The organism is Nocardia sp. alder85J (assembly GCF_020176955.2).
Taxonomy (GTDB): Bacteria; Actinomycetota; Actinomycetes; order Mycobacteriales; family Mycobacteriaceae; genus Nocardia.
In genome coordinates, this window is sequence record NZ_JAIUCZ020000009.1 from 113,602 (window position 1) to 136,121 (window position 22,520).

Annotated in this window: 20 protein-coding genes; 5 read left to right on the forward strand and 15 right to left on the reverse strand. The window is 70.0% G+C overall.

The features are described 5' to 3' along the window. Window positions 1–53 precede the first annotated feature (53 nt). The 4 genes from LBW94_RS30840 to LBW94_RS30855 form a co-directional block, all read right to left on the reverse strand. The gene (locus tag LBW94_RS30840; protein WP_225058910.1) at window positions 54–1,244 is read right to left on the reverse strand and encodes an acyl-CoA dehydrogenase family protein; all 1,191 of its coding nucleotides are present in this window, start codon (window positions 1,242–1,244) and stop codon (window positions 54–56) included. After that, window positions 1,241–2,455 (reverse strand): acetyl-CoA C-acetyltransferase, encoded by a 1,215-nt coding sequence (locus LBW94_RS30845; protein WP_225058909.1) that lies wholly within the window; start codon window positions 2,453–2,455, stop codon window positions 1,241–1,243. Before LBW94_RS30845 ends, LBW94_RS30840 begins: the two co-directional genes overlap by 4 nt. Window positions 2,456–2,519: 64 nt before the next feature. Further along, window positions 2,520–3,704 carry a CaiB/BaiF CoA transferase family protein gene (locus tag LBW94_RS30850; protein WP_225058908.1) on the reverse strand — a complete coding sequence of 395 codons (1,185 nt, stop codon included), beginning with the start codon at window positions 3,702–3,704 and terminating at the stop codon, window positions 2,520–2,522. Next, the gene (locus LBW94_RS30855; RefSeq protein WP_416276992.1) at window positions 3,701–4,879 is read right to left on the reverse strand and encodes an acyl-CoA dehydrogenase family protein; all 1,179 of its coding nucleotides are present in this window, start codon (window positions 4,877–4,879) and stop codon (window positions 3,701–3,703) included. The genes LBW94_RS30850 and LBW94_RS30855 overlap by 4 nt, the downstream gene beginning before the upstream one ends. A gap of 91 nt (window positions 4,880–4,970) precedes the next feature. Here LBW94_RS30855 and LBW94_RS30860 point away from each other — a divergent pair, with 91 nt between their 5' ends. Next, on the forward strand, window positions 4,971–5,882 hold the full coding sequence (locus LBW94_RS30860; RefSeq protein ID WP_225058906.1) for a LysR substrate-binding domain-containing protein: 912 nt from the start codon (window positions 4,971–4,973) through the stop codon (window positions 5,880–5,882). Window positions 5,883–5,895: 13 nt separating this feature from the next. Here LBW94_RS30860 and LBW94_RS30865 read toward each other — a convergent pair whose 3' ends face one another. Continuing rightward, entirely contained in the window at window positions 5,896–6,552 is a 657-nt protein-coding gene (locus LBW94_RS30865; RefSeq protein WP_225058905.1) for an SDR family NAD(P)-dependent oxidoreductase, read from the reverse strand. A gap of 344 nt (window positions 6,553–6,896) precedes the next feature. Here LBW94_RS30865 and LBW94_RS30870 point away from each other — a divergent pair, with 344 nt between their 5' ends. Continuing rightward, window positions 6,897–7,421: a TetR/AcrR family transcriptional regulator gene (locus tag LBW94_RS30870; protein ID WP_225058904.1), complete on the forward strand. Its 525-nt coding sequence runs from the start codon at window positions 6,897–6,899 to the stop codon at window positions 7,419–7,421. Here LBW94_RS30870 and LBW94_RS30875 read toward each other — a convergent pair. The 3 genes from LBW94_RS30875 to LBW94_RS30885 all read right to left on the reverse strand — a co-directional run bounded on the left by LBW94_RS30875 (window position 7,402) and on the right by LBW94_RS30885 (window position 10,217). Then, complete coding sequence (locus LBW94_RS30875; protein WP_225058903.1) at window positions 7,402–7,905, reverse strand: AMP-binding protein; 504 nt, start codon at window positions 7,903–7,905, stop codon at window positions 7,402–7,404. The genes LBW94_RS30870 and LBW94_RS30875 overlap by 20 nt on opposite strands. Before the next feature lie 239 nt (window positions 7,906–8,144). Then, window positions 8,145–8,957 (reverse strand): enoyl-CoA hydratase/isomerase family protein, encoded by an 813-nt coding sequence (locus tag LBW94_RS30880; RefSeq protein WP_225058902.1) that lies wholly within the window; start codon window positions 8,955–8,957, stop codon window positions 8,145–8,147. Window positions 8,958–8,981: 24 nt separating this feature from the next. Continuing rightward, on the reverse strand, window positions 8,982–10,217 hold the full coding sequence (locus LBW94_RS30885; RefSeq protein WP_225058901.1) for an amidohydrolase family protein: 1,236 nt from the start codon (window positions 10,215–10,217) through the stop codon (window positions 8,982–8,984). A gap of 337 nt (window positions 10,218–10,554) precedes the next feature. Between LBW94_RS30885 and LBW94_RS30890 the strand changes: the two genes are divergently transcribed. Next, a complete protein-coding gene (locus LBW94_RS30890) occupies window positions 10,555–12,228 on the forward strand; it encodes an acyl-CoA synthetase (protein ID WP_225058900.1) in 1,674 nt (557 codons plus the stop codon). 32 nt (window positions 12,229–12,260) lie between these two features. On the opposite strand, the gene LBW94_RS30895 is transcribed toward LBW94_RS30890, so the two are convergent. From LBW94_RS30895 to LBW94_RS30920, 6 genes are all read right to left on the reverse strand, one after another. Then, the gene (locus tag LBW94_RS30895) at window positions 12,261–13,922 is read right to left on the reverse strand and encodes a class I adenylate-forming enzyme family protein (RefSeq protein ID WP_225058899.1); all 1,662 of its coding nucleotides are present in this window, start codon (window positions 13,920–13,922) and stop codon (window positions 12,261–12,263) included. Beyond that, window positions 13,919–15,544 carry a class I adenylate-forming enzyme family protein gene (locus LBW94_RS30900; RefSeq protein ID WP_225058898.1) on the reverse strand — a complete coding sequence of 542 codons (1,626 nt, stop codon included), beginning with the start codon at window positions 15,542–15,544 and terminating at the stop codon, window positions 13,919–13,921. Before LBW94_RS30900 ends, LBW94_RS30895 begins: the two co-directional genes overlap by 4 nt. A gap of 65 nt (window positions 15,545–15,609) precedes the next feature. Further along, entirely contained in the window at window positions 15,610–17,178 is a 1,569-nt protein-coding gene (locus LBW94_RS30905) for a class I adenylate-forming enzyme family protein (protein WP_225058897.1), read from the reverse strand. Then, window positions 17,178–17,984, reverse strand: coding sequence for an enoyl-CoA hydratase/isomerase family protein (locus LBW94_RS30910; protein WP_225058896.1), 807 nt, complete (start codon window positions 17,982–17,984; stop codon window positions 17,178–17,180). The genes LBW94_RS30905 and LBW94_RS30910 overlap by 1 nt, the downstream gene beginning before the upstream one ends. Continuing rightward, window positions 17,969–18,772 carry an enoyl-CoA hydratase/isomerase family protein gene (locus LBW94_RS30915; RefSeq protein ID WP_225058895.1) on the reverse strand — a complete coding sequence of 268 codons (804 nt, stop codon included), beginning with the start codon at window positions 18,770–18,772 and terminating at the stop codon, window positions 17,969–17,971. Before LBW94_RS30915 ends, LBW94_RS30910 begins: the two co-directional genes overlap by 16 nt. A 66-nt stretch (window positions 18,773–18,838) precedes the next feature. Continuing rightward, on the reverse strand, window positions 18,839–19,690 hold the full coding sequence (locus LBW94_RS30920) for an enoyl-CoA hydratase/isomerase family protein (RefSeq protein WP_225058894.1): 852 nt from the start codon (window positions 19,688–19,690) through the stop codon (window positions 18,839–18,841). Between the two features lie 60 nt (window positions 19,691–19,750). Here LBW94_RS30920 and LBW94_RS30925 point away from each other — a divergent pair, with 60 nt between their 5' ends. Both LBW94_RS30925 and LBW94_RS30930 read left to right on the forward strand, forming a co-directional pair. Next, window positions 19,751–20,467, forward strand: a complete 717-nt coding sequence (locus tag LBW94_RS30925; RefSeq protein ID WP_225058893.1) for a PaaI family thioesterase — start codon at window positions 19,751–19,753, stop codon at window positions 20,465–20,467. A 42-nt stretch (window positions 20,468–20,509) separates the two neighbouring features. Then, a complete protein-coding gene (locus tag LBW94_RS30930) occupies window positions 20,510–21,403 on the forward strand; it encodes an enoyl-CoA hydratase/isomerase family protein (protein ID WP_225058892.1) in 894 nt (297 codons plus the stop codon). A 79-nt stretch (window positions 21,404–21,482) separates the two neighbouring features. On the opposite strand, the gene LBW94_RS30935 is transcribed toward LBW94_RS30930, so the two are convergent. Continuing rightward, a complete protein-coding gene (locus LBW94_RS30935) occupies window positions 21,483–22,262 on the reverse strand; it encodes a TetR/AcrR family transcriptional regulator (RefSeq protein WP_225058891.1) in 780 nt (259 codons plus the stop codon). Window positions 22,263–22,520: the final 258 nt, after the last annotated feature.

Sequence of the window (22,520 nt, forward strand, 5' to 3'; positions counted from 1 at the left end):
GCGCGCAGCGGCACGCCGCCTCCGCACACCTCGTTCCGGGCGCCGGGTTTCCTCTACAGCCGGTACTCCCGCAGCAGGCCCTTGCTGATGATGGTCTTCTGGATCTCGCTGGTGCCTTCGCCGATGAGCAGGAACGGGGCCTCGCGCATGAGGCGCTCGATCTCGTATTCCTTGGAGTAGCCGTAGCCGCCGTGGATGCGGAAGGCCTCGCGGGTGACGTCGGCGCAGTATTCGCTGGCGATGAGTTTCGCCATGCCGGCGGAGATGTCCTGGCGTTCGCCGGAGTCCTTCAGGCGGGCGGCGTTCACCATCATCAGGTGGGCCGCTTCGACTTTGGTGCCCATCTCGGCGAGTTTGAAGGCGATCGCCTGGTGTTCGGCGATCACTTTGCCGAAGGTGCTGCGCTGCTGGGCGTAGGCGATGGCCAGTTCGAAGGAGCGGATGGCGATGCCGCAGGCGCGGGCCGCCACGTTCACCCGGCCGACCTCGACGCCGTCCATCATGTGGCCGAAGCCCTTGCCGGGGGCGCCGCCGAGGACCGCGGTCGCGGGGATGCGGAAGCCGTCGAAGTGCGCGCCGGTGGTGTCGACGCCCTTGTAGCCCATCTTGTCGATCTTGTTCGTGATGGTCAGGCCGGGCAGCACCTCGCCGAATCCGGTGGGCTTCTCCACCAGCAGCGTGGTGAGATTCCGATGTGCCTTCGGCGCGCCTTCGTCGGTGCGCACCAGCAGCGCGGTCAGATTCGAACTCGCGCCGTTGGTCAGCCACATCTTCTCGCCGTCGACGACGTAGTCGTCGCCGTCGCGGCGGGCCCGGGTCTTGATCGCGGCGACATCGGAGCCCAGATCGGGTTCGGACATCGAGAAGGAGCCGCGGACCTCGCCGGTCGCCATGCGCGGCAGGAAGTGCCGCTTCTGGTCCTCGGTGCCGTGCCGGGCGATCATGTGCGCCACGATGAAATGGGTGTTGATCACACCGGACACGCTCATCCAGCCGCGGGCGATCTCCTCGACCGCGAGCGCGTAGGTGAGCAGCGATTCGCCGAGGCCGCCGTACTCCTCGGGAATCGTGATGCCGAACAGGCCCATGTCCCGCATGCCCGCGACGATCTCGGTGGGGTAGGTGTCGGAGTGCTCGAGTTCCTGGGCCTGCGGGATGATCTGCTTGTCCACGAAAGCCCGCACGGTGGCGAGGATCTCGGTCTGCACCTCGGTCAGGCCGTGGGTCTGTGCGAGTCTGGTCATGCGGCAATCCGTTCGAAGATCGCGGCCAGGCCCTGCCCGCCGCCGATGCACATGGTCACCAGGCCGTACCGGGCCTGTCGCCGGGCCATCTCCCGGGTCAGGGTCGCGAGTATCCGGGTGCCGGTGGCTCCGACCGGGTGGCCGAGCGAGATGCCCGAGCCGTGCACGTTGGTGCGCTCGAAATCGGCTGCGCCGAAACCCCATTCGCGGGTGCAGGCCAGGGCCTGGGCGGCGAACGCCTCGTTCAGCTCGATCAGGTCGATGTCGGCCAGGGTCAGGCCCGCGCGTTCGAGCGCGGCGGCGGTCGCCGGCACCGCGCCGATACCCATGATCTTCGGCTGCACGCCCGCCGAACCCCAGGAGACCAGCCGGGCCAGCGGCCGCAGCCCCAGGGCGTCGGCGCGCTCGCGCGAGGTCACCAGACACAGTGCGGCGGCGTCGTTCTGGCCGCTGGCGTTGCCGGCGGTGACGGTCGCGTCGGGATCGTCGTGGCGCAGCATCGGCCGCAGCTTCGCCAGCGTCTGCGCGGTGGTGTCGGCGCGCGGGTGCTCGTCGGTGTCCACCACCGTCTCACCCTTGCGGCCGCGCACGGTGACCGGCACGATCTCCTCGGCGAAGATCCCGTTCTGCTGCGCGGCGACGGCGCGCTGGTGCGAGGTCGCCGACAGTTCGTCCTGCTCGGCCCGGGAGATGCCGTAGTCGCGGCGCAGGTTCTCCGCGGTCTCGATCATGCCGCCGGGCACCGGATAGTCACGGCCACCGGCGGTCACCCGTCCACGCGCCAGGCCGTCCTGTAGCGTGACGCCCGAACCCTTGATGCCCCAGCGCATTTCGGTGCTGTAGAAGGCCACGTTGCTCATCGACTCCAGGCCGCCGGCGATCACGGCCTCGCTCAGGCCGGCCGCGACCTGCAGCCCCGCCTGCACCACCGACTGCAAGCCGGAACCGCAGCGCCGGTCCACCTGCATACCCGGAACCGTCACCGGCAGACCGGCATTCAATCCGACCACGCGGCCGATCGCGGGGGCGTCGCTGTTCGGGTAGCACTGGCCCAGGATCACGTCGTCGATGATCGACGGGTCGATGGCGGTGCGGGACAACAGCTCCCGCAGCACCGTCTCGCCCAGGTCGACCGCCGTGCAGTCCCGGAACACGCCGCCGTAGCGGCCGATCGGGGTTCGCAGCGGCTCACAGATCACCACATCACGCATCACGGGAACCTTCCGTCGATCACTTCGAGTACAAGGCGGGCTGCTGCGCCGCCCTCCGGCACGGTCACTGGCCGGCTCCTTCCGTATGAGTGGGATGCGGTGCGGCCACGCCGAATTCGGCCAGGACCGCGTCGGTGTCCCGGCCCAGTGCCGGGATGTCGCCCATGACGAGTTCCACGTCCGCGAAGGTCATCGGCGGCAGCAGCGCCTCGACGGGCCCGGATTCGGTGCCCACCGTCCGCCAGCGATCGCGGGCGGCGAGTTGCGGATGCGCGACGACGTCGGTGACGGTGTTGATCCGAGCGGCGGGGACACCGGCCGCGTTCAGGCGTTCGATCAGTGCCTCGGTGGTCCACTGCCGGGTGAGGCCGGCGACGACCGCCTCACAGTCGGCGCGGTGCGCGACGCGGTCCGGATTGGTCCGGAAGCGCGGGTCGTCGACATATCCGGGCGCGCCGAGCACCTCGGACATCAGTGCGCGCCAGCCGCGTTCGTTCTGCACGCCGATGAGCACCTCACCGGAGGCGGTGGGGAAGCCGCCGTAGGGCGCGATCGAGGCGTGGCCGAGCCCCATCCGCGGCACCTCCACCCCGGCGTACATCTGCATGTAGAGGGCGTGGCCCATCCATTCGACCGCCGCGTCGAACATGGAGACGTCGACGGTGGCGCCGGCGCCGGTCCGCTCCCGCCGCAGCAGCGCCGATGTGATCGACAGCGCGGTGTAGAGCCCGGCGGCGATATCCGCGTTGGGCACACCGGTTTTCGCGCGGTGCTCGGCGGTGCCGGTGACCGCGATCATGCCCGCCTCGGCCTGCACCAGCATGTCGTACGCCTTGTGCTCGCGTTTCGGCCCGGAGGTGCCGTAACCGGAGATGTTCGCGACGATCAGGCCGGGCCGGGTGGCGCGCAGGGTCGCCGCGTCCAGGCCCAGGCGCTCCACCACGCCGGGGGCGCAGTTCTGCACGAAGACGTCGGCGGCGTCCAGCAGGGTGTGCACGATCTGTTGTCCGCGTTCGGTTTTCAGGTCGACGCAGACCGACTCCTTGCCACGGTTGAGCCATACGAAATGCGAGGCCAGACCGTGCACCGCGGTGTCGTACCCGCGGGCGAAGTCCCCGCCGTCGGGGCGCTCCAGCTTGATCACCCGGGCGCCGAGATCGGCCAGATGCCGGGTCGCCATGGGAGCGGCGACGGCCTGCTCCAGGGCGACCACGAGACATCCGGCCAGGGGCAGTGCTTCGCCGGTCACGACAGCTCTTTCCGGCGACGGGCGATCAGCCCGCCGCCGATGATCAGGCGCTGGATCTCGCTGGTGCCCTCGTAGAGTCGCAGCAACCGGACCTCGCGGTAGATGCGTTCCACCGCCACCCCGCGCATGTAGCCGGTGCCGCCGTGGATCTGCACCGCGAGATCGGCCACCCGCCCGGCCATCTCGGTGCAGAACAGCTTCGCCACCGACGGTGGGATCCGGGTGTCGGCGCCGGACACGTACGCGTCGGCGGCGTCGCGGACCAGCGCGCGACCGGCCTGGATCTGGGTGTGCTGGTCGGCGATCATCGCCTGTACCAGTTGATGATTCCCGATCGGCACGCCACCCTGGGTGCTCACCGCGGCGTAGTCGACCGATTCGTCGAGCGCGCGCTGGGCGGCGCCGACGGCCAGCGCCGCGATGTGCACACGGCCGCGGGCCAGCGAGCTCATCGCCGCCTTGTACCCGACCTGTTCCGAACCGCCGACGAGCGCGTCGGCGGGCACCCGCACGGCATCGAGGTACACCTCGGCCGTCCACGCGCCCTCCTGGCCCATCTTCGCGTCCTTCGGGCCGACCGTCAGGCCGGGTGTGCCGGCGGGCACCAGGAACACCGCGATGCCGGGATCGCCGTCCTGGGCCGGGCGGGTGCGGGCGAACACGATGAACAGGCCGGCGAGCGGGGCGTTGGTGATGAACCGTTTGCTCCCGTCGAGCACCCAGTCGTCGCCGTCGCGGCGCGCGGTGGTGCGCAGCCCGGCGGGGTTGGAGCCGGCGCCGGGCTCGGTGAGCGCGAACGAGGCGACCACCTCACCGGAGGCGATCTTCTCCAGCCACTGCGCGCGCTGCACGTCGGTGCCGTAGTTCACCAGCACCTGCCCGGCGATGCCGTTGTTGGTGCCGAACATGGACCGCAGTGCCAGCGAGGTGTAGCCGAATTCCATCGCCAGTTCCACGTCCTGGCGCAGGTCGAGCCCGAGCCCGCCCCAGCGCTGCGGGATGGCGTAGCCGAACAGGCCCATGTCCGCCGCGGCGCGGCGGATGTCGTCCGGGACGGCGTCCGCCGCCATGATCTCCGCCTCGCGCGGCACCACGTACTCGCGGACGAACCGGCGCACCGCGGCGAGGATGTCGGCGAAGTCGTCATCGGTCACGTGGTCGTCGGCGACCTGCATCTCAGCCATGTCCAGTATCTTCGGCCGGAATCTGATGCAAATCAAATACCGAATACGGGCCGATTATTGCAGAAATGGATATAGTCCGCTGATGGAGGTCGCACAGTTGGAGGCGTTCCGCACGGTCGCCGAGGAACTGCACTTCGGGCGCGCCGCGGCCCGCATCCACGTCGCGCAGCCCTACCTGAGCCGGCAGATCCGCGCCCTCGAGGCCGACCTCGGCGCACCCCTGTTCGACCGCACCACCCGCCGCGTCGAACTGACACCCGCCGGGCAGGCGCTCGCGGACGCGGTGGGGGAGTTGCTCGATCTCGATGCCGCGGTGCGGGCCGCCGTCCTCGCCGCGCACCGCGGCGAGCACGGGCGGATCCGGTGCAGTTTCGCCGGTCCGTCCTCACAGGGCATGATCGGGCGCCTGGCCCGCGCGGTCCGGGAACGTCACGAGCACATCGACCTCGTCTTCCGGGCGGGCCGATACGGGACGAGCGTCGTCCAGGACCTGCTCGGCGGCACCACCGACCTGGTGATCGCCCGGCTCGATCACCCCTACACCGGGATCGCCAACCGCCCGATCGGCCACGAGCGCGGCGTGCTGGCGGTGCCGTCCGACCACCCGCTGGCCGGCGCCGGGGCCGTCGCCTTCGCCGATCTGCGCGAGGAGGCCTTCGTCACGCTGCCGGAGTCGGTGGGCTCGATCGTCCGCGACCAGTTCGTGGCGCTGTGCCGCCGCAACGGGTTCGTGCCGAACATCGTTCAGGCCGCCCCCGATTCGTGGACGGCCATGGCGCTGGTCGCCGCCGGTGTCGGCCTGCACTACACCACCGACGCCGCGAGCGAGAACGTCTCCCTGGACGGGGTGCGGATCGTGCCGATCGCCGACGAGCCCGAGCCGATCTTCGTCCATCTCGCCTGGCGGGCCGACGACCGCAGCCCGCTGCTCGCCCGGGTCCTGGAGATCTCCGAAGACACCCTCCCGACCTGCGATCGACCGAGCCGTGGCTGAGCCAGGGCTGCCGTCAGGCGCGTCCGGGGCTTCCCACCAGCGCCGCGGTGAGGCGCAGATGATGGTCGGCCGCCTCGTGCGGCCACGGTGCGTGATCGGGACGAATGTCGTTGTGCTCCCACCGATCCAGCAGTGACCGCTCGGTCGCCGGGTCGAAGGCCTCCTCGCGGCGCAGGGCCGTCCATTCGCGCAGCGCGGCCTCGAAGACCGAGGTGGAGGCGAAGCGGGGGACCTCGGTGCCCGCCTCGCCGCCGAAGCGGACGACCAGCAGATCCTCGTGGGCGCGGGAGCGGATCAGCTGAGCGGCGAGGTGGTGCGCTCCCAGCCTGGGATCGGTGCCGCCCGTGCCGCCGCCGAGGTGACCGGCGCTCGCGTCGGTGTCGTGGATCATGATGTCGATCGGGCCCGCCAGCCACGACGCGGTTTTCGAGAACATATCGACGGAAGCGATATCCGTGAGATCGAGTTGCGCGCCGAATACCGCGGCGCCCCGCGCGCGCAGACCTTCGGCGGCGTGTTCGGCCGCTGCCGCCCGCGGTGCGCCGGCGACGACGACATGACCCGCGAGGGCGAATTGTGCCGCGGTGTCCCAGGCCTTCCCGGGGCGAACGGTGGTGACCACCACGGTGACTTGTTCGCCGTCGGCCGGCGGGATCGTGGATATTGCCATCGTGAACCACCTTGTCGTCGAGCACCAACTGGTGTGGGCGAGGGCCGGGTCGTGAATTCGATTGATTCGTATCGAGGAGCCGTCGCTCACCCGGCGGTGCTGCCGGGTCGAGCCTAACACGCCGGACGGCGAGCGCTCCCGAAATCAGTGCTAGATTATGGTTCTGGAAGTTGACGGTTTGTGTTGCACCGGAAGCCGACTCGAAACCGTAAGGCGCTCGGCGGATTCACGATTGGGAGGACGATCTGTCAGGCAGCAGCGGTCGCGAGGCTTCGGCCAGGACGCAGACGGCCGGGCCGGCGCAGGCCCGTACGTCGTCACAACGTGCACGTCGCGCCCGGATCGTGGCGTCGGCGATACGGCTCCTCACGGAGCGCGAATACGATCAGATTCAGATTCGCGAGGTCGCCGACGACGCGGAGGTGGCGTTGGCGACCGTTTATCGATACTTTCCGTCGAAAGAGTTGTTGTACGCCCACGCACTGGTGATGTGGGGCAATGAATTCGAGGCGGAGGTGCTCGGGCGCGATCGGAACCGCGGCGACGATTCGGCCCGTGTGAAGGCGGTGCTCCGCCGTACCGCCCGCGCCTATGCGCGCTATCCGAACTTCTACAAGCTGACGACTTTGCTCGAGGTCACCACCGATACGTCCGCGCGGGAAATATTCGAGGGTTACTCGGGGCAATTCGAACAGATCGTCGGCGGCGTGCTGCTGGATACCGTCGGTCGTGATCGGGAGATCATCGTGATGCTGGCGACGTCGATGCTGGGTGGTCAATTGCGCCAGTGGTCACGGGGAAAGAGCAATTTGCCCGCCGTGCTCCGCACCCTCGACGACGCGGTGACCATCATCTTCGAAGGACGGTGACGGTCCGGCTATTTCTCGTGCCGAGGATGAGGATGCTGCTGGTGTCGTACCGGCGGAGCTGCGGCGATCCGGCGACCCGGGGCGCGGGCGCCCCCAGCGCCATCCTGGCCGCGGCCCCCTGGAACATGTTGACCTGGGCGAATCCGACGACCGACCGATGCGAGAGGGTGACCGCCTTCGCCCGGCCGGTGGTGCCGCTGGTGAACAGGATCAGTCCGGGATCGTCCTCGGCGATGCCGGCGAGTTCCGGTACCGCTCCGTCGAATCGCCGCGTCGGTGGTCCGAAGTCGTTGTCCAGGTTCAGGATTCGGAAATTCCGGCCGGATCCGGCGAGGCGCTCCAGCCGGGGCCCGTCGCCGATCACCAGCAGACGGTGCCGGAACACCGTGACCGGGTGGCCGTTCACGGTCTCGAGGCCGAGTTCGAATCTGCCGCCGGGGCCGGTCAGCGCCGCGCCGATCCGTTCCCTGTCCATGGTCGTCATCGAACCTCCAGTGGAGGTTTTCGGCGACCATGACCCCGAAGCAGCCGAGATCGCCGAGCTTCCGCCACAACTGCGGACTGGTGGGACCGTCCCGCTCGGCCGCCGCGCGGACGGTCTCCAGCGGACATTCGGAGTCGGAGGAGCCGGACCACCACCTCGAGCGTCATGCGCTGCTCGTCGGTGGCCTCCGGGAAGAGGCCGATGCTCATGGCTGTGTGCGTTCCTGCTCGATCGCGCCGTCAGAACCCGATGAAGACCGGATCCCGCCGCTCCCGGAACGCGGCGATCCCCTCGTGCATGTCCTTCGTGGTGAACGCGATGTGCTGGGCGCGGGCCTCGTCCTCCACGGCCTGCTCGAAGCTCGCCTGGGAGCTGTGGTCGATCAGGCGCTTGATCAGGCTCAGCGCCGTCGTCGGCGATGAGGCCAGGCGGCGGGCCCACCGATCGCCCTCCTGCTGGAGTTGCTCGGCGGGCACGATCTCGTTGAGCAGCCCCCACTCCATCGCGGTCGCCGCGTCGATCGGATCGCCGAAGAAGGCCAGTTGCTTGGCGCGGCGCACGCCGACCGCGCGGGGCAGCGTCCAGGAGGTGCCGCCGTCGAGCGCCAGGCCGCGCTTGACGAAGATCTCGGAGAACCGGGCCCGATCGCTGGCGAGGATCAGATCACATGCCAGCACCAGGCCCAGCGCCACCCCGACGGCGACGCCGTCGACCACGGCCAGCGTCGGCTTCGGCAGCCGCTGCAATCGGCTGACGATCTCGCCGACCGCCCGCATCTCGTGCAGGATGGGCTGGGTCTCCCGGCCGGTCAGCCCGGTCTGCTTCGCGCCGTTGGCGCCGCCGGAGAGTCCGCCGGACAGGTCGGCGCCCGCGGAGAACGCGCCGCCCGCGCCGGTCAGCACCAGCGCCCGGTCGGCGGGGTTCTTGCTCACCTCGTCCAGGACGTGCTCGAGATCGCGCCAGTTGTTCGCGTTCAGCGCGTTCTTCTTCTCCGGGCGGTTGAAGGTCACCTTCACCACGCCGTCGAACCGCTCGATCAGGGTGTCGCTCATACTGTTTCCCTCTCCGTCCGGCGCTCAGTAGGGCAGTCCGAGCAGATCCAGCGCGTTGGTGCGCATGATCCGGTCGGTCTCGGCGTCGCTGAACCCGTGCAGTTCCGTGGTGAAGTCGAGCGGAGCGGCCAGGCCCTCGCCGTGCGGCCAGTCCGAGCCGAAAAGTACGTGATCGGCGCCGATCAGATCGGCGAGCTTCCGGATGTCCTCCTCGTAATACGGTGTCACCCAGAGGTGTTCGCGGATGACGTCCAGCGGATCCGACGGGAACAGCCACGGGGTCTGGTTCGCCTGCTTCGCCAGCCGCTTGGCCAGCAGTGCCACCCAGTCCGAGCCGTTCTCGATGCTGGCCACCCGCAGCGTGGGGTGGCGGGTGAAGACCCCGTCGACGATCAGGCTGGCCATCGTGTCGTGGATGGCCCGGTCCGCCACCACGATCGAGGCGAGCGCGTTCGGATTGCGGAACGGCACGAACCGATCCGGCGCACCCCAGGCCGAGGCGATGAATCCGTTGTAACCGCTGTCGGACAGGTGGAAGACGACCGCGATGCCGGCCGCGGCGAGCGCGGTCCACACCTTGTCGTAGCTCGGATCCCCGAAGGACTTCGAACGGTTGCCGCCCGCGGGCACCGGCGCGGGCCGCACCGAGACCGCCCGCACGTCGCGGGCGAGCAGCCGCTCGATCTCGGCGACCGCCCCGTCCGGGTCGGCGAACGACAGCATCGGCGCCGCGACGATGCGGCCGCGGTAGGCGTAGCCCCAGTCCTCGTCGAGCCAGCGGTTGAAGGCCGTGACGCTGGCCATGGTGGCCGGAATGTCGTGCTTCAGCGCCTCTTCGACGCCGCAGGCCAGGGTCGGCAGCAGCAGCACCCCGGACAGGCCCTGTTTGTCGATCTCGGCCAGCCGGATGTCGCGATCCTGGTAGGCCGGATTCAGCGGTTCGACCTTGCTGAGGCTGCGCGGGTGCACGCCCTCGGGAATCCGGCCGCGGAACAGCAGGTCCATACAGCCGGGGACGATCACCGGGTCGAAGGTCGGGTTCGGGACGAACTCGAAAAGCCTTCCGCCCGCGAGCAGTTCGGTGTGCGTACCACGCGTGATCACCTCGATGCCGCGGCGGCGATACGCGGGATCGAGATACCGGGTGAAGGCATCGATCTTCTCGTAGTAGTGGTGGTCGCTGTCGAACGGCTGCGCGTAACCCGGCGGCTGCGCGGCGGGGCCGGACTGGTCGGCGGTATCGCGTTCCACGGTGGTCATGGACCTCTTCCCTCAGGATTGCGCCTTTTCCATAACCGTAGTCTGATTCTGGTTATTGCGCGGGTGAATACTCGAAGATGCGGGGACGGCATCGTCGTGAGCGGTCGGCCGGTGATGGTGAGGGGGACCGGAACCCCGGTGAACTCGACACCGGGGGTCCCCCGGCGCGGACAGCTGTTCGATGCGCACGAATCGGCGCTGCCGCGAGCGGCGGCAAATCGGCCCGTAACCCTCACTATCGGTGCTACGGTTCGTATTACCGGATGTCTTTCTGTCCAGTCGGGCCGGTGCGGTGCCGCACCGCTGATCCGCGCATGCGCACGACCGAGGAGTCGCAGTGTCCCAGTCCGCGGCCGATGTCGATTCCGCGACATCGCAATTCACCATCACGGCGGCGGCCGACGCGGTAGCGGCGGTGGTCGGGGAACGAACCCTGGTCGTCCAGGGCGACCGCCGGATCTCCTACGGGCGGATCGCCGAACGGTCGCGGCGGCTGGCGGCCTATCTGCACGCGCAGGGGCTCGGGTGCCGGGTGGAGCGCGCGGATCTCGGCGGCCACGAGGTGGGGCAGGATCTGCTCGGCTTCTACGCCTACAACGGACCGGAATTCGTCGAGGGGCTGCTGGGCGCCTTCCGGGCCCGGGTCGCGCCGTTCAACGTCAACTACCGGTACGTCGAGGGCGAATTGCAGTACCTGTTGCAGGATGCCGGGGCGACCGCGCTGATCTATCACGCGGCCTTCGCGCCGCGGGTGGCGAAGGTATTGCCGGAGCTGCCCGGCATCCGGGTGCTGATCCAGATCGCGGACGAGTCCGGCAACGCCCTGCTGCCGGGTGCGGTCGACTACGAAAGCGTCCTCGCCGCAACCGAACCGGAGCAGTTGCCGCAGCGGCCGAGCCCGGACGATCTGTACGTGCTCTACACCGGCGGCACCACCGGGATGCCGAAGGGTGTGCTGTGGCGGCAGCACGACCTGTTCGTGGCCGCGTGCGGCGCCCGGGACAACACGACCGGGACCCTGGTCGGCTCGTACGCGGAGATCGCGGGCCGCGCGGAGGCCAATCCCGGTGTCGCGCTGATGGTGTTGCCGCCGCTGATCCACGGCGCCGCGCAGTGGGCGGTGCTGACGGCCCTGACGACGGGGCAGACGATCGTCTTCGCGCCGACGGTGGACCACGCCGACGCGCCGGAGATCCTGCGCACCATCGAGCGGGAGCGGGTCGCGGTGGTGATGGTGGTCGGCGACGCGGTCGCGCGGCCGCTGCTGAGCGCGATCGAATCCGCTGCGGCCCGGCCGGATTCGCTGGTGGCGCTGGCCAACGGCGGCGCGGTGCTCAGTCCCGCGATCAAGCAGCGCTTCATCGACGCGCTGCCGGGACTGGTCGTCATCGACGGCGTCGGCTCGTCGGAAACCGGCGCGCAGATGACACATCTGTCGGTCTCGGGACTGGTGTCGTCGGGCACGTTCACCCCCGGTCCGGACACCCGGGTGATCGCGGAGGACCTGTCGGCGGTGCTCGTGCCCGGCCACGACGGCATCGGCTGGCTCGCGCAGCGGGGTTACGCGCCGCTGGGTTACAAGGGCGACAGTGCCAAGACGGCAACGACATTCCCGGTGATCGACGGCGTCCGCTACGCCCTGCCCGGCGACCGGGCGCGGCTGCTGGCCGACGGCGCGGTGGAACTGCTGGGCCGCGACGCGGTCACCATCAATTCCGGCGGGGAGAAGGTGTTCGCCGAGGAGGTCGAGGTGGCGATCTCCTCGCATCCGGCGGTGGCGGACGTGGTCGTCGCGGCCCGGCCCAGCGAACGCTGGGGCCAGGAGGTCGTGGCCGTCGTCGCGCTGCTCGACGGTGCGACCGCCACCGCGGCGGAACTCGTCGACCACGCCGCGCAGCGCCTCGCCCGCTACAAACTGCCCAAGGCCGTCGTCTTCCGGCCGGAGATCCTGCGCAGCCCGGCAGGAAAGGCCGACTACCGCTGGGCCCGCGAGCAGGCTGCCGCGGGCTGAGCGCGTGCCGCCGGTGCCCGGCGGAGCCGATGCTAGCCGGTGGTGGTGTCGGTGCCGTCGGTCAGCAGGCGGCGCAGGCCCGCGGCGTCGACCTTGCCCGTCGAGCCGCGGGGGATGCTGTCGTCGGCGTCGAGCAGCCGCCAGACGGTGGGAACTTTGAACGAGCTCAACACTTTTCGGGCGGCGGTGCGCAGCGACTCGGCGGTGTGGACACCGGTGTCACAGACGACCGCCGCGGCCGTGCGGTCGCCGTGGGCGCCGGGCACATTGGTGACGAACGCCGCCGTGACGCCGTCGAGCCCACGCAGTGCCTGCTCCACCTCGCTCGGATAGACCGTGGCGCCGGCGACTTTGAACATGTCGTCGCAGCGGCCGTGGTAGAAGAGGAATCCGTGGTCGAGATGGCCGAGATCGCCGGTGGAGTAGAAGCCGTCGACGGTGAAGATCTCCTCGCGGCCGCGGCCGCAGATGCCGCGCAGGGTGTGCGGTCCCCGGAGCTGGACGATGCCGACGGTACCGTCGGCGACCGGAATTCCGCTGTCGGGGTCGGTGATCCGCACCGTCGTGCCCGGGAAGGGCTGTCCGCAACTGCCCCAGGCGAATTCCGGCATGTCGGTGTCGGCGCGGTAGCCGCAGTAGGGGCCGAAGGATTCGGTCATGCCGAACAGGTTGGCGCGGCTGCCGGGGCGGGCACGCAGCGCCGGCGGCAGCAGCGCGTCCAGGCTGCCCGGTCGCAGCGCCGACAGGTCGGCCCTGGCGGATTCGGTACTGCGGGCCAGGGTTTCGGCCTGATCGGGCCAGCCGCGGAACAGGGTGACGCGTTCCCGCTGGAGCAGCGCGAGGGTGGTCTCCGGACGCGGGGCGGGCTCGGTCACCAGGGTCGCGCCCGCGATCAGCGCGGACAGGATGCCGCCGCCGAAACCGCCGACCCAGAAGAACGGCATCGGCAGATAGAGGCGGGTGCCGTGGTCGATGCGGCGGGCGTCGAGGCCGGAACGCACGGCGGCCAGCGCGTTCCCGTGCGCGTGGATCACCCCTTTGGGCAGGCCCCGGCTGCCGGAGGTGAACATGATGACCAGGGGGTCCGCGGCGGTGACGGTGGCGGTCAGCGCGTCGGCGACCATGCGGGCGGGAGCCCCGGGCTCGGGACCGGTCAGCGCGTGCACGGGCAGCACCCGGCGCAGTGCGGGCAGTGCGGGGTGGGGGAGTGCGGCGTCGACATCCGGTGGCGCCGCACCGGGAAGTCCCGGGGCTGCGCCGGGTCTCGGCAGTGCCGCGACGGGCTCGGGCAGGTCCAGGGCCGCGCGCAGTTCCTCCGCGTAGCGGTGGCCGCGGAACTCCTCGACCGTGATCAGGTATTGCACGGCGGCCGTGCGTAATTGCGCGACGAGTTCCGGCGGTCGCAGCAGCGTGCTGAGCGGGACCAGCACCGCGCCGATACGGGTCAGTGCGATCGAGATCCGCACCCAGTCGGCGCCGTTGGGCAGGATCAGGGCCACCCGGGTGCCCTTGCCGATGCCCGCCTCGACGGCGTTGGCGGCCAGACGCACTGTGACAGTAGGTAGTTCGGCGTAGTCGACCCGGTCGCCGGGATCGACCACCAGGGCGTGGCCGGCCGGCGCGGTGGCGCGGGCCCGCACCAGGGCGTCGATGGTGGACAGTCCGTCACGGATCATGATGTCGGGAACGGTCATGGGGAATCGAAGACCTCACCGAGTCGCCGGTTGTCGATCTTGCCGCTGGACATCAGCGGGACCTGCGCGGCGGTGAGGCCCACGAGTTTGCGCGGCACCTTGTAGGCCGACAGTTCCGCGCGCAGTCGCCGCCGCAGTTTCTCGGCGTCGAAGGCGCTCGGGTCCGCTACGACGACGGCCGCGGCGACCACCTGCCCGCGTTCGGGGTCGGGCAGGCCGATCACGTGCGCGACCGCGCCGCCGGTCACCGTGGCGATCGCCTTGGCCACTTCGGCGGGGGATACGTTCGCTCCGGCGGTCTTGATCATCGACCCGCCGCGGCCGAGGAAGTACACGAACCCCTCCGCGTCGATCCGCGCCAGATCGCCGGTGTGGAACCAGCCGTCGGGATCGAAACAGTCCTCCCGGCCGCGCTTGTGGTAGCCCTGCATCAGATGTGGCCCGCGGAAACACAATTCGCCGGTCTCGCCGGTCGGCACCGCCGCGCCGGTGTCCGGGTCGACGAGTTTCGCCTCGAAGCCCGGCGCGGGCTTGCCGAACGAGCCACGCCGATGCTCGGGCTGATCGGTCTCGTCGGCGTCGAGCAACACCACACTGCCGGTCTCGGTCATGCCGAGCATGTTGTGCCGCAGTTCCGGATCGGCGGGCCGGCAATCGGCGGGCATGATCGGATAGAGATTGCCGCGCCGCATCGAGGACAAATCCCGGCCCGCGAAACTCGGATGCCGGGCCAGATGAGCGACCCCGGCCGCGAATCCATTGGTGATCGTGGGCTGCTCGGCCTCCAGCAGATCCAGGGTCACGGCATCGTCGGCGGCATTCGAACAGATCAGTGTGCTGCCCGCCAGCAGCGTGGCCAGCAGCGCGAACCCGAACCCGCCGATCCAGCAGAACGGCGAATTGCAGAACAGCCGATCCTCGGCGGACAGCCCGCGAATCGCATTGAGATTGCGCTGATGACCGAGTTGCGCCGCGTGGGTGTGCACGACCCCCTTGGGTGTGCTGGTGGACCCGGAGGTGTAGATGATCGCCAGCGGATCCGATCCGGCGACATCGTCCTCCATCGCGGTCAGCAGCGCCTCGGACACTCCGCCGATCGGCAGTCCGGCGGCATCGGCCGGGCCACGCTCGCCGTCGTCGCCGTGGTCGATCACGATGTGCCGCAATTGTGGTGTCGCGCCGGACAACACGGGCCGCCCGTCGGCCCACCGGTCGGCCGCGACGATCTCGCCGAGCCGCTGCACATAATCGTGCGACCGGAAACGGGAGGCCGCCAACAGGATCCGGATATCGGCGTCGACGAGCTGCTGCCGCAGTTCCCCGGCGGTGGCGAAGGTGGAGAACGGCACGGCCACCGCCCCGATGCGCGCGACCGCCAGTGCCGCGACGACGAAGGCGGGATCGTTGGGGAACAGGATGCCGACATGCGTGCCCTTGCCCGCGCCGAGCGTGATCAGCCCGCGTGCCAGCCGCGCGGAGCGGCGGTCGGCCTCCGCATAGCCGAGCCGCCCGCTGTCACAGATCAGCAGCGGATGATCGCCGCGGTCACGGACACGCTCCCGCAGCACGGCGGCGACGGTGAGCGAGGGTGCGGGAGAATCGGATTCGGGTTCGACGGTCATGGGTGCTCCCGGTCGGGCAGAGCGGCGCGACGGTGGGTGGTGTCGTCGCGGAATCGGATGGTGGTTCAACGGGCATCAGCACCTCCCGGTGGGTATGCGGCGCGGGTCAGGTGTTCGCGGACGGCGGTGAGATCGGCCTTGCCGGACGGGGTACGGGGGATGGCGTCGACCAGTGCGATGGTGGTGGGAATCTCGTAGCGGGCCAGGCGATTGCCGAGGTATTCGCGGAGTTCGTCGGCGTCGGTGGTGGTGTCGGCCCGCAGTTCCACCAGGGCGGCGGGGGTGGCGCCGAGCCGGGGATCGGGAAGGCCGACGACGGCGGCGCCGCGGACGGCGGGGTGGCTCTCCAGGGCAGCGCGGACGTCGTCGGGGCGGACTTTGAAGCCGCCGCGGATGATCGCCTGATCGGCGCGGCCGAGGATCCAGAGGAAGCCGTCGGCGTCGATGCGGGCGAGGTCGGTGGTGCGCATCCAGGTTCCGGCCGGGCCGAGCTGGCCGGGGATCACCTCGAGCAGACCGGGGGTGTCGGCGCCGAGTGGATTGCCGTCGTCGTCGACGACCCGTAGTCGTGCGCCGAGGCTTGCCCGGCCGACACTGCCGCGTTTGGCGGCCCACCAGCGGCGGTGGTCGGGCAGGGTCCAGCCCGCCACCCCGCCGCCGAATTCGGTTGCGGCATAGGAGGTCAGCACGGGGATGCCGAACTTCTCGGAGAAGGCGTCGGCGTCCTCGGGGGCCAGCGGCGCGGTGCCGGAGGTCACCACCCGCACACCGGCGAGGTCGTCGCGGGTCAGCTCGGAGTGCAGGACCATCCGTAGCGCGGTGGGCACCAGGGAGACCGCGCCCGGCCGGTGCCGCCGGACCGCATCGGCCCAGCCTTTCAGCTCGAAGCGGGGCAGCAGGACGAAAGGCCTTGCCTCGCTGATATATTGCAGCACCCGGAACACGCCGCTGATGTGCACCAGCGGCGAATCGACGATCGCGACGCCGGCACGCGGCGCCTCCGGTGCGGTGGCGCGCTCCGGCTCCGCGCCCATCACGCTGCGGGCCAGCATGTCGTAGGTGAGGTCGATGCGTTTCGGCGTCCCGGTGGTCCCGCTGGTCGACATCCGCACCGCGACCTCCGGCCGCTGCGGTACGTCACCCCTGATCGACTCCGCCTCCGCAGTCGGTCCGGGTGGCTCGCCCGGTCCCGGCACCGCGATCGGCCGCGGTGCTTCCACCGGACCGGTGATCGCGACGGTGGTGGTGCCCGCGTGGGGCGCGACGTATTCCGCCAGATCCTCCGGGCTGCCGATGAGTACCGGCAGGGCCAGGTCCGCGATGTCGGTGCGGATGCGGTCGGCGCCGCGGGAGGGGTTGATGGTGACGACGCAGCCGCCGGCGAGCAGGACGCCGAGCAGGGCCGCGACGTGTTCGGGGCGGTTGCGCAGCAGGATGCCGATCGGGGGGCGGCCGGCCGCTGCGGTGAGCGTGGCGACGCGGCGGGCGGCGGCGTCGATTTCCCCCCGGGTGTGCCAGTGGCCGTCGAATTCGACGGCCCCGGCCGTCGGCGCCAGCGCGAGGACGGCAGCGATACGTTGTGCGAGTGGATGTTCCGCGACGAGGGGATCGCCTGCGAAGGTGGGGTCCGGCATCAGCGGATCCTCGGTGGGGTAGGGGTGCGGCGCTGGTCCGGGGTGGTGGCCGCCAGTTGGGCGGTGCCGATCGGGTTGCCCAGCCGGGTGTAGATGAGACCGTGGTCCAGTGCGGCCCGGTACGGCTTGTCCAGTGATTCCCAGATGGCCTTGACCGTGCCCTGGGTGGCGGCCGGGGGTTTCGCGGCGATGGTGGCGGCGATCTCGTGGGCGCGGGACCGGAGTTGCCCGGCCGCGACGACTTCGGTCACCAGGCCGATGCGCAGCGCGGTGGCGGCGCTCACCCGCTCGTCGTTGCCGAGCAGGGCGATGCGCAGGGTGTCGCCGAGTCCGATGCGGCGCATCAGGCCGACGGGTTCCAGTGCCGACACCAGCCCGGCGGAGACGTGCGAGTCGAAGAAGGTGGCGTCCTCGGAGCAGATCACCACGTCGGCCTCGTTGACGAAATAGAACGCGCCCGCGGTGCACATGCCCTGGACGGCGCAGACCACGGGTTTCCACATCTTCTGCCATTTCGGGCTCAGCAGTTCGCCCGGATCCTCGTGGTGCCAGACGTTGTCGGGCTGCCCGTAGGAGCTCTTGATGTCCAGGCCGGCGCTGAACGCCCGGTCACCGGCGGCCCGGAGGACCACCGCGTGCACCGTGTCGTCCGCCTTCACCAGGCGCCAGGCGCGGGCCATCTCCTCGCACATGGTCCGGTCGAACGCGTTGAGCCGGTCGGGCCGGTTCAGGGTGAGGGTGGCGACATGGGCGGCCGGATCGGTCTCCAGCACGATGGTCTCGAACGCGGTCATCGGCACTGCCATTTCGGCGCGCGCTTCTCGACGAAGGCCAGCGGGCCTTCGAGGGCGTCCTCGGTGCGGGTGACCCGTTCGCGGAACGATTCGGCGAGCAGCTCGGCCTCGTGCAGCGGCAGGTCCAGACCCTTCAGGATGGCCAGCCGGGTGCCCCGGACGGCCAGCGGCGCATTGGAATTCACGATCGCGGCGATCTCGTGGGCGCGTTCCAGCAGCCGGTCGTGCTCGACCACCTCGGTGACCATGCCCAGGTCGTAGGCGCGCTGGGCGGACATCCGCTCGTGCTTGCCGGTCAGCGCCATCCGCAGCGCGACGGTGCGCGGCAGCACCCGGGCCAGCCGCACCATCTCGCGCGCGGCGACCAGGCCGATGCTGACGTGCGGGTCGAAGAAGGTGGCCCGGTCCGAGGCGATCACGATGTCGCCGGTGGTGACCCAGTCCAGTCCGGCGCCGCAGCACAGCCCGTTGACCGCCGTCAGCACCGGTTTCGCCATGGTCCGGAACGGTGGGGTGCCCTCCTGCGGGGCCTCCCACTGCTCGTAGGTGGACAGGTACGGCGTCTCGTAGACGACCTTGCCGTCGCCGGGGATGGCCTTCACGTCGGCCCCGGTGCAGAACGCGCGGCCGGTGCCGGTGACGATCAGCAGCCAGACCTCGTCGTCGTGCTCGGCCTCGTCGTAGGCGGCCCGGAGCTCACCGATCATGTGCGGGCTCAACGCGTTCAGCGCCTCGGGCCGATTCAGTGTGATGGTCGCGGTGTGCCCGGCGACCTCGTAACCGATGGTGTCGAACGACATTCATGTCTCCCTTCGCCGTCTGGCTCGAGACGGTGCCGCGGATGAGTGGTGGGGTGCGGCGATTGCTCAGCGGCCCTGGAACTTCGGCGCCCGCCGTTCCGCGAAGGCCGCGACGCCCTCCTTGAAATCTTGTGTCCGGGAGGACAATTCCACGTCGAACAGCTCCTGGGTCATGGACTGCGCGAGGGTGGCGTGCTGTCCGAAGGCGATCGCCTGCTTGGTCAGCCCGTAGGCGACCGTCGGCGCGGCGGCCAGGCGCTCGAGCAACTCCTCGGTGATCCGGTCCAGTTCGGTCGCGGGCGCGCTGGCGTGGATGAGGCCCCACGCGGCGGCCTGGCCGGCGGTCACCTGCTCGCCGAGCAGCAGCATGCGTTTGGCGCGGGCCAGCCCGACCAGCCGGGGCAGCAACCAGGTCGAGCCCGAGTCGGCGCTGAAACCGCGGCGCAGGAACGGCTCCCAGAACACCGCCGCCGCATCGGCCACGGTGAAGTCCGCCGCCAGGGCCAGATTGCAGCCGAGTCCGGTGGCCCAGCCGCGCACGGTGGCGACCACCGGCAGATGCAGCAGGTGCACCAGTTCCACCACCCGGTGCGCGGTGAGCGGGATGGTCCGCAGCAGGGCGCCGGTGCGCGGCCGGTGCTCCCGTTGCGCCGTGCTGCCCGCCAGGTCGACGCCGGAACAGAAGTCGGCGCCGGCGCCGCGAATGTGCACCGCGCGCACCGCCTCATCGCTCGCGGCGGCGGTCAGGATCGCGACGAACGAGTCGACCATCGGCGCACTGAGCGCGTTGTGCCGGTGCGGCCGGTCGATCGTGATGCGCAGGATCGGCCCGTCGTGCTCCGCCGTCACGACGCCGTCGGGGTCGCTGTCTTCACACACTGCGGAGGTCACCTTCTCCCTGCCATCACTGTTACTCATACAGTAGACAATACCGTTAGGCTTTGGAACGGTAGTGATGATCGCGGGAAGTGGGATCGCATGGTGCACGAGGACGGCAACGGCACGGTCGCGGCCCGCGACGAGCCCGGGGACGGGCTGCGATTCGGTGAGCGCCCGCTGACGCAGACACGGGATGCCGCGGGCGCCCTGCGCAGGCTGAGCGGACTGCTGCTGTCGCTGGAACACGAACACCCCGTGGTCGGGCAGTTTCTCGACCGGGCGGCGCAATGGGAGCAGGCGCTGCGCACGGCGGCGCCGCCGGACGGCCGGCCCCGGCTCGGCGACGACGGCCCCGAACGCCGGGTGTATCTGGACCACGCCGCCGATATCGGTGCGTTCAATCCCGCCTTTCCCGAATACGAATTCGACACCCTGGACGCCGGGAGCGCGACCGGCCGGGTGTGCTTCCCGGTCAATTACGAGGGTCCGCCGGGCTCGGTCCACGGCGGCTTCCTCGCGGTGTTCTTCGATTGCGTCGTCCAGCACCACAATTGCGTCGCCGGGCGGGCCGGTAGAACACGGTCACTGCATCTGGCCTACCGCCGGCCGACACCGATCCTGGTCGAACTGCGCTTCGATATCACCCGCACGCTCGGCGAGCGTGGCGTGGATTCCGCCGCCCGGCTGACCCTGCACGACGAACAGCTCTGTAGTGCGACCACCAGCACCGTCGCACTCCCGCCGGAACGCCTGACCGGCGCGCGGTACGGCGCGCGGCGCCCGATCTCCACCGCGGGTCCCGAAACATCCGCCTGATCCCGGCGCACCGCCGACGACCTCCGAGAGGAATTCCCACCGATGAGCCAATCCAGCGCAGCCGACGGCCGAGTGCTGTTCGACCTCGATCCCGATCGCCGGATCGCCACCATCACGTTCAACAATCCGGCCCAGCGCAATTCCTACGACGCGGCGATGCGCGACGAGGTGGCACGGCTGCTGGATGTCGTCGCCGAGGACGACGACATCACGGTGGTCCTGCTGCGGGGGGCCGGGGGAGTGTTCAGCACCGGCGCGGACATGAACAATGCCTACGGCTGGTACGGGGAGGACAAGAGCGACGGCGGCCCGGCGAAGTCACGCCCGAGTCAGCGGCGCCGATTGACCGTGGACCGCAAGACTTTCGACTTCTATCACACTCTGCTGGGCTTTCCGAAGGTGACTGTCGGCGAGATCGGCGGCTACGCCCTCGGCGGTGGCTTCGAGATGGCGTTGATGACCGATATCTCGGTGATCGCGCGCGATACCCGGATCGGGATGCCCGCCACCCGATTCCTCGGTCCCGCGCTGGGGAGCCTGCACATGTTCTTCCATCGGCTCGGCCCGGTGCTGGCCCGCCGGCTGCTGCTCACCGGGGACATCATCGAGGCCGGGACGGTCGAGCGGTTCGGGGTCTTCACCGAGACCTGCGCTGCCGCCGCGGTGACCGCGCGGGCCCGGTACTGGGCGGAGAAGGCGGCGAAGATGCCCGCCGACGGTGTCGTCATCGCGAAGGAGGCGTTCCGGCTGGTGGAGCAGAGCCAGGCGTATCAGGGCGAGGAGGTCGCCAGTTATCTGTTCCACGCCTTCGGCACGAATTTGCAGTTCGCCCCGGGGGAGTTCAATTTCGTGAAGACGCGCGCCGCGCACGGCACCAAGGAGGCATTCCGCCTGCGCGACGAGCACTTCCACGTCCCCGAACCCGGGCTGGAATGACGGAACGGCCCCGCGGCCGCTGGCTCCGGGGACCGGACCGCCCGGCACGCGCCGGGAGCCGGCCCCGAGATCCCGAGGGTCAGCCCGTGGGCGCGATCCGATCGGCCGGCGCCGGGTCGCGATCCGGCGCCGGGGCACCGATCCGCCGCGCGCCCGAGCCGGCGGCGATCAATCGGCCGGCGTGGTCGAGGATGTAGTCCAGGCCGACCTCGAAGTTGTGGTCGTCGGGCATGCCGCCGCCCCGCCCGCCGGCCAGCGCCGCGGCGAGCAGCGGGGTGGTCGCCGGATCGATGACGGCGCTGTCGTGGTGACCGCTGCCGGGAGATCCGTTGAGCGCCTGGTTCCTGTCGTGCAGCCGGCGCAGCACCACCGAGCCGCGGACGTGCAACTGCACGGCCGAGAACGTATCGCAGGCGTCGCCGAGCGAGAGTCCGAGATCGACCAGTGTCGTGATGACCTGCTCGGTCACCTGCGCGCCGACCCGGACCAGATGCGGGCTGCGCGCGGACCGGATCAGGAGGAGATCGCACAGGACCGGATTCGCCAGGAAGGCGCGCCGCATCCGGCAGGCGTGCCCGCGCAGCGTCTCCCGCCAGTCGCCGCCGTCCTCGAGGGTCGTCTCGAAGACGTACCGGTGCAGTGCGCGCTCGGCCATCGCGTCCAGCAGATCGTCCTTCTTGTGGAAGTACCAGTAGATGCTCGTGACGCCGATACCGAGATGCCGTCCCAGCATCGGCATGCTCAGCCCGTCGAGCGACACCTGCGCCGCGAGCTCGAATGCGCCCTCGAGGATGTCCTCCGGGTTGAGGGAGCCTCGCACGCGGCGCCGCCGCGTCGTGGTGGTCCGCCGTCCGGTCATCACCCGCGCCTCCCCTCCGCAGTCGTTCCGGCCTGTCCGACACTCGGTTTCGATCTTCGGTAGACCTTACCACGGTACTTACAGTAGATGATCCGGTATGAGTTCCTCCCGGTACTCGCGGAGTGCCCGGACCCTTGCGCGATGTGCTATGGATAGATATACAGTAATGGCATCTGTGACGCTTGTCGCCGGTCGTTCGGCGGGTCTCGGAGAAGGGACAGTGATGAGCACGCTCACCTATCGGGCGATCGACGTCGA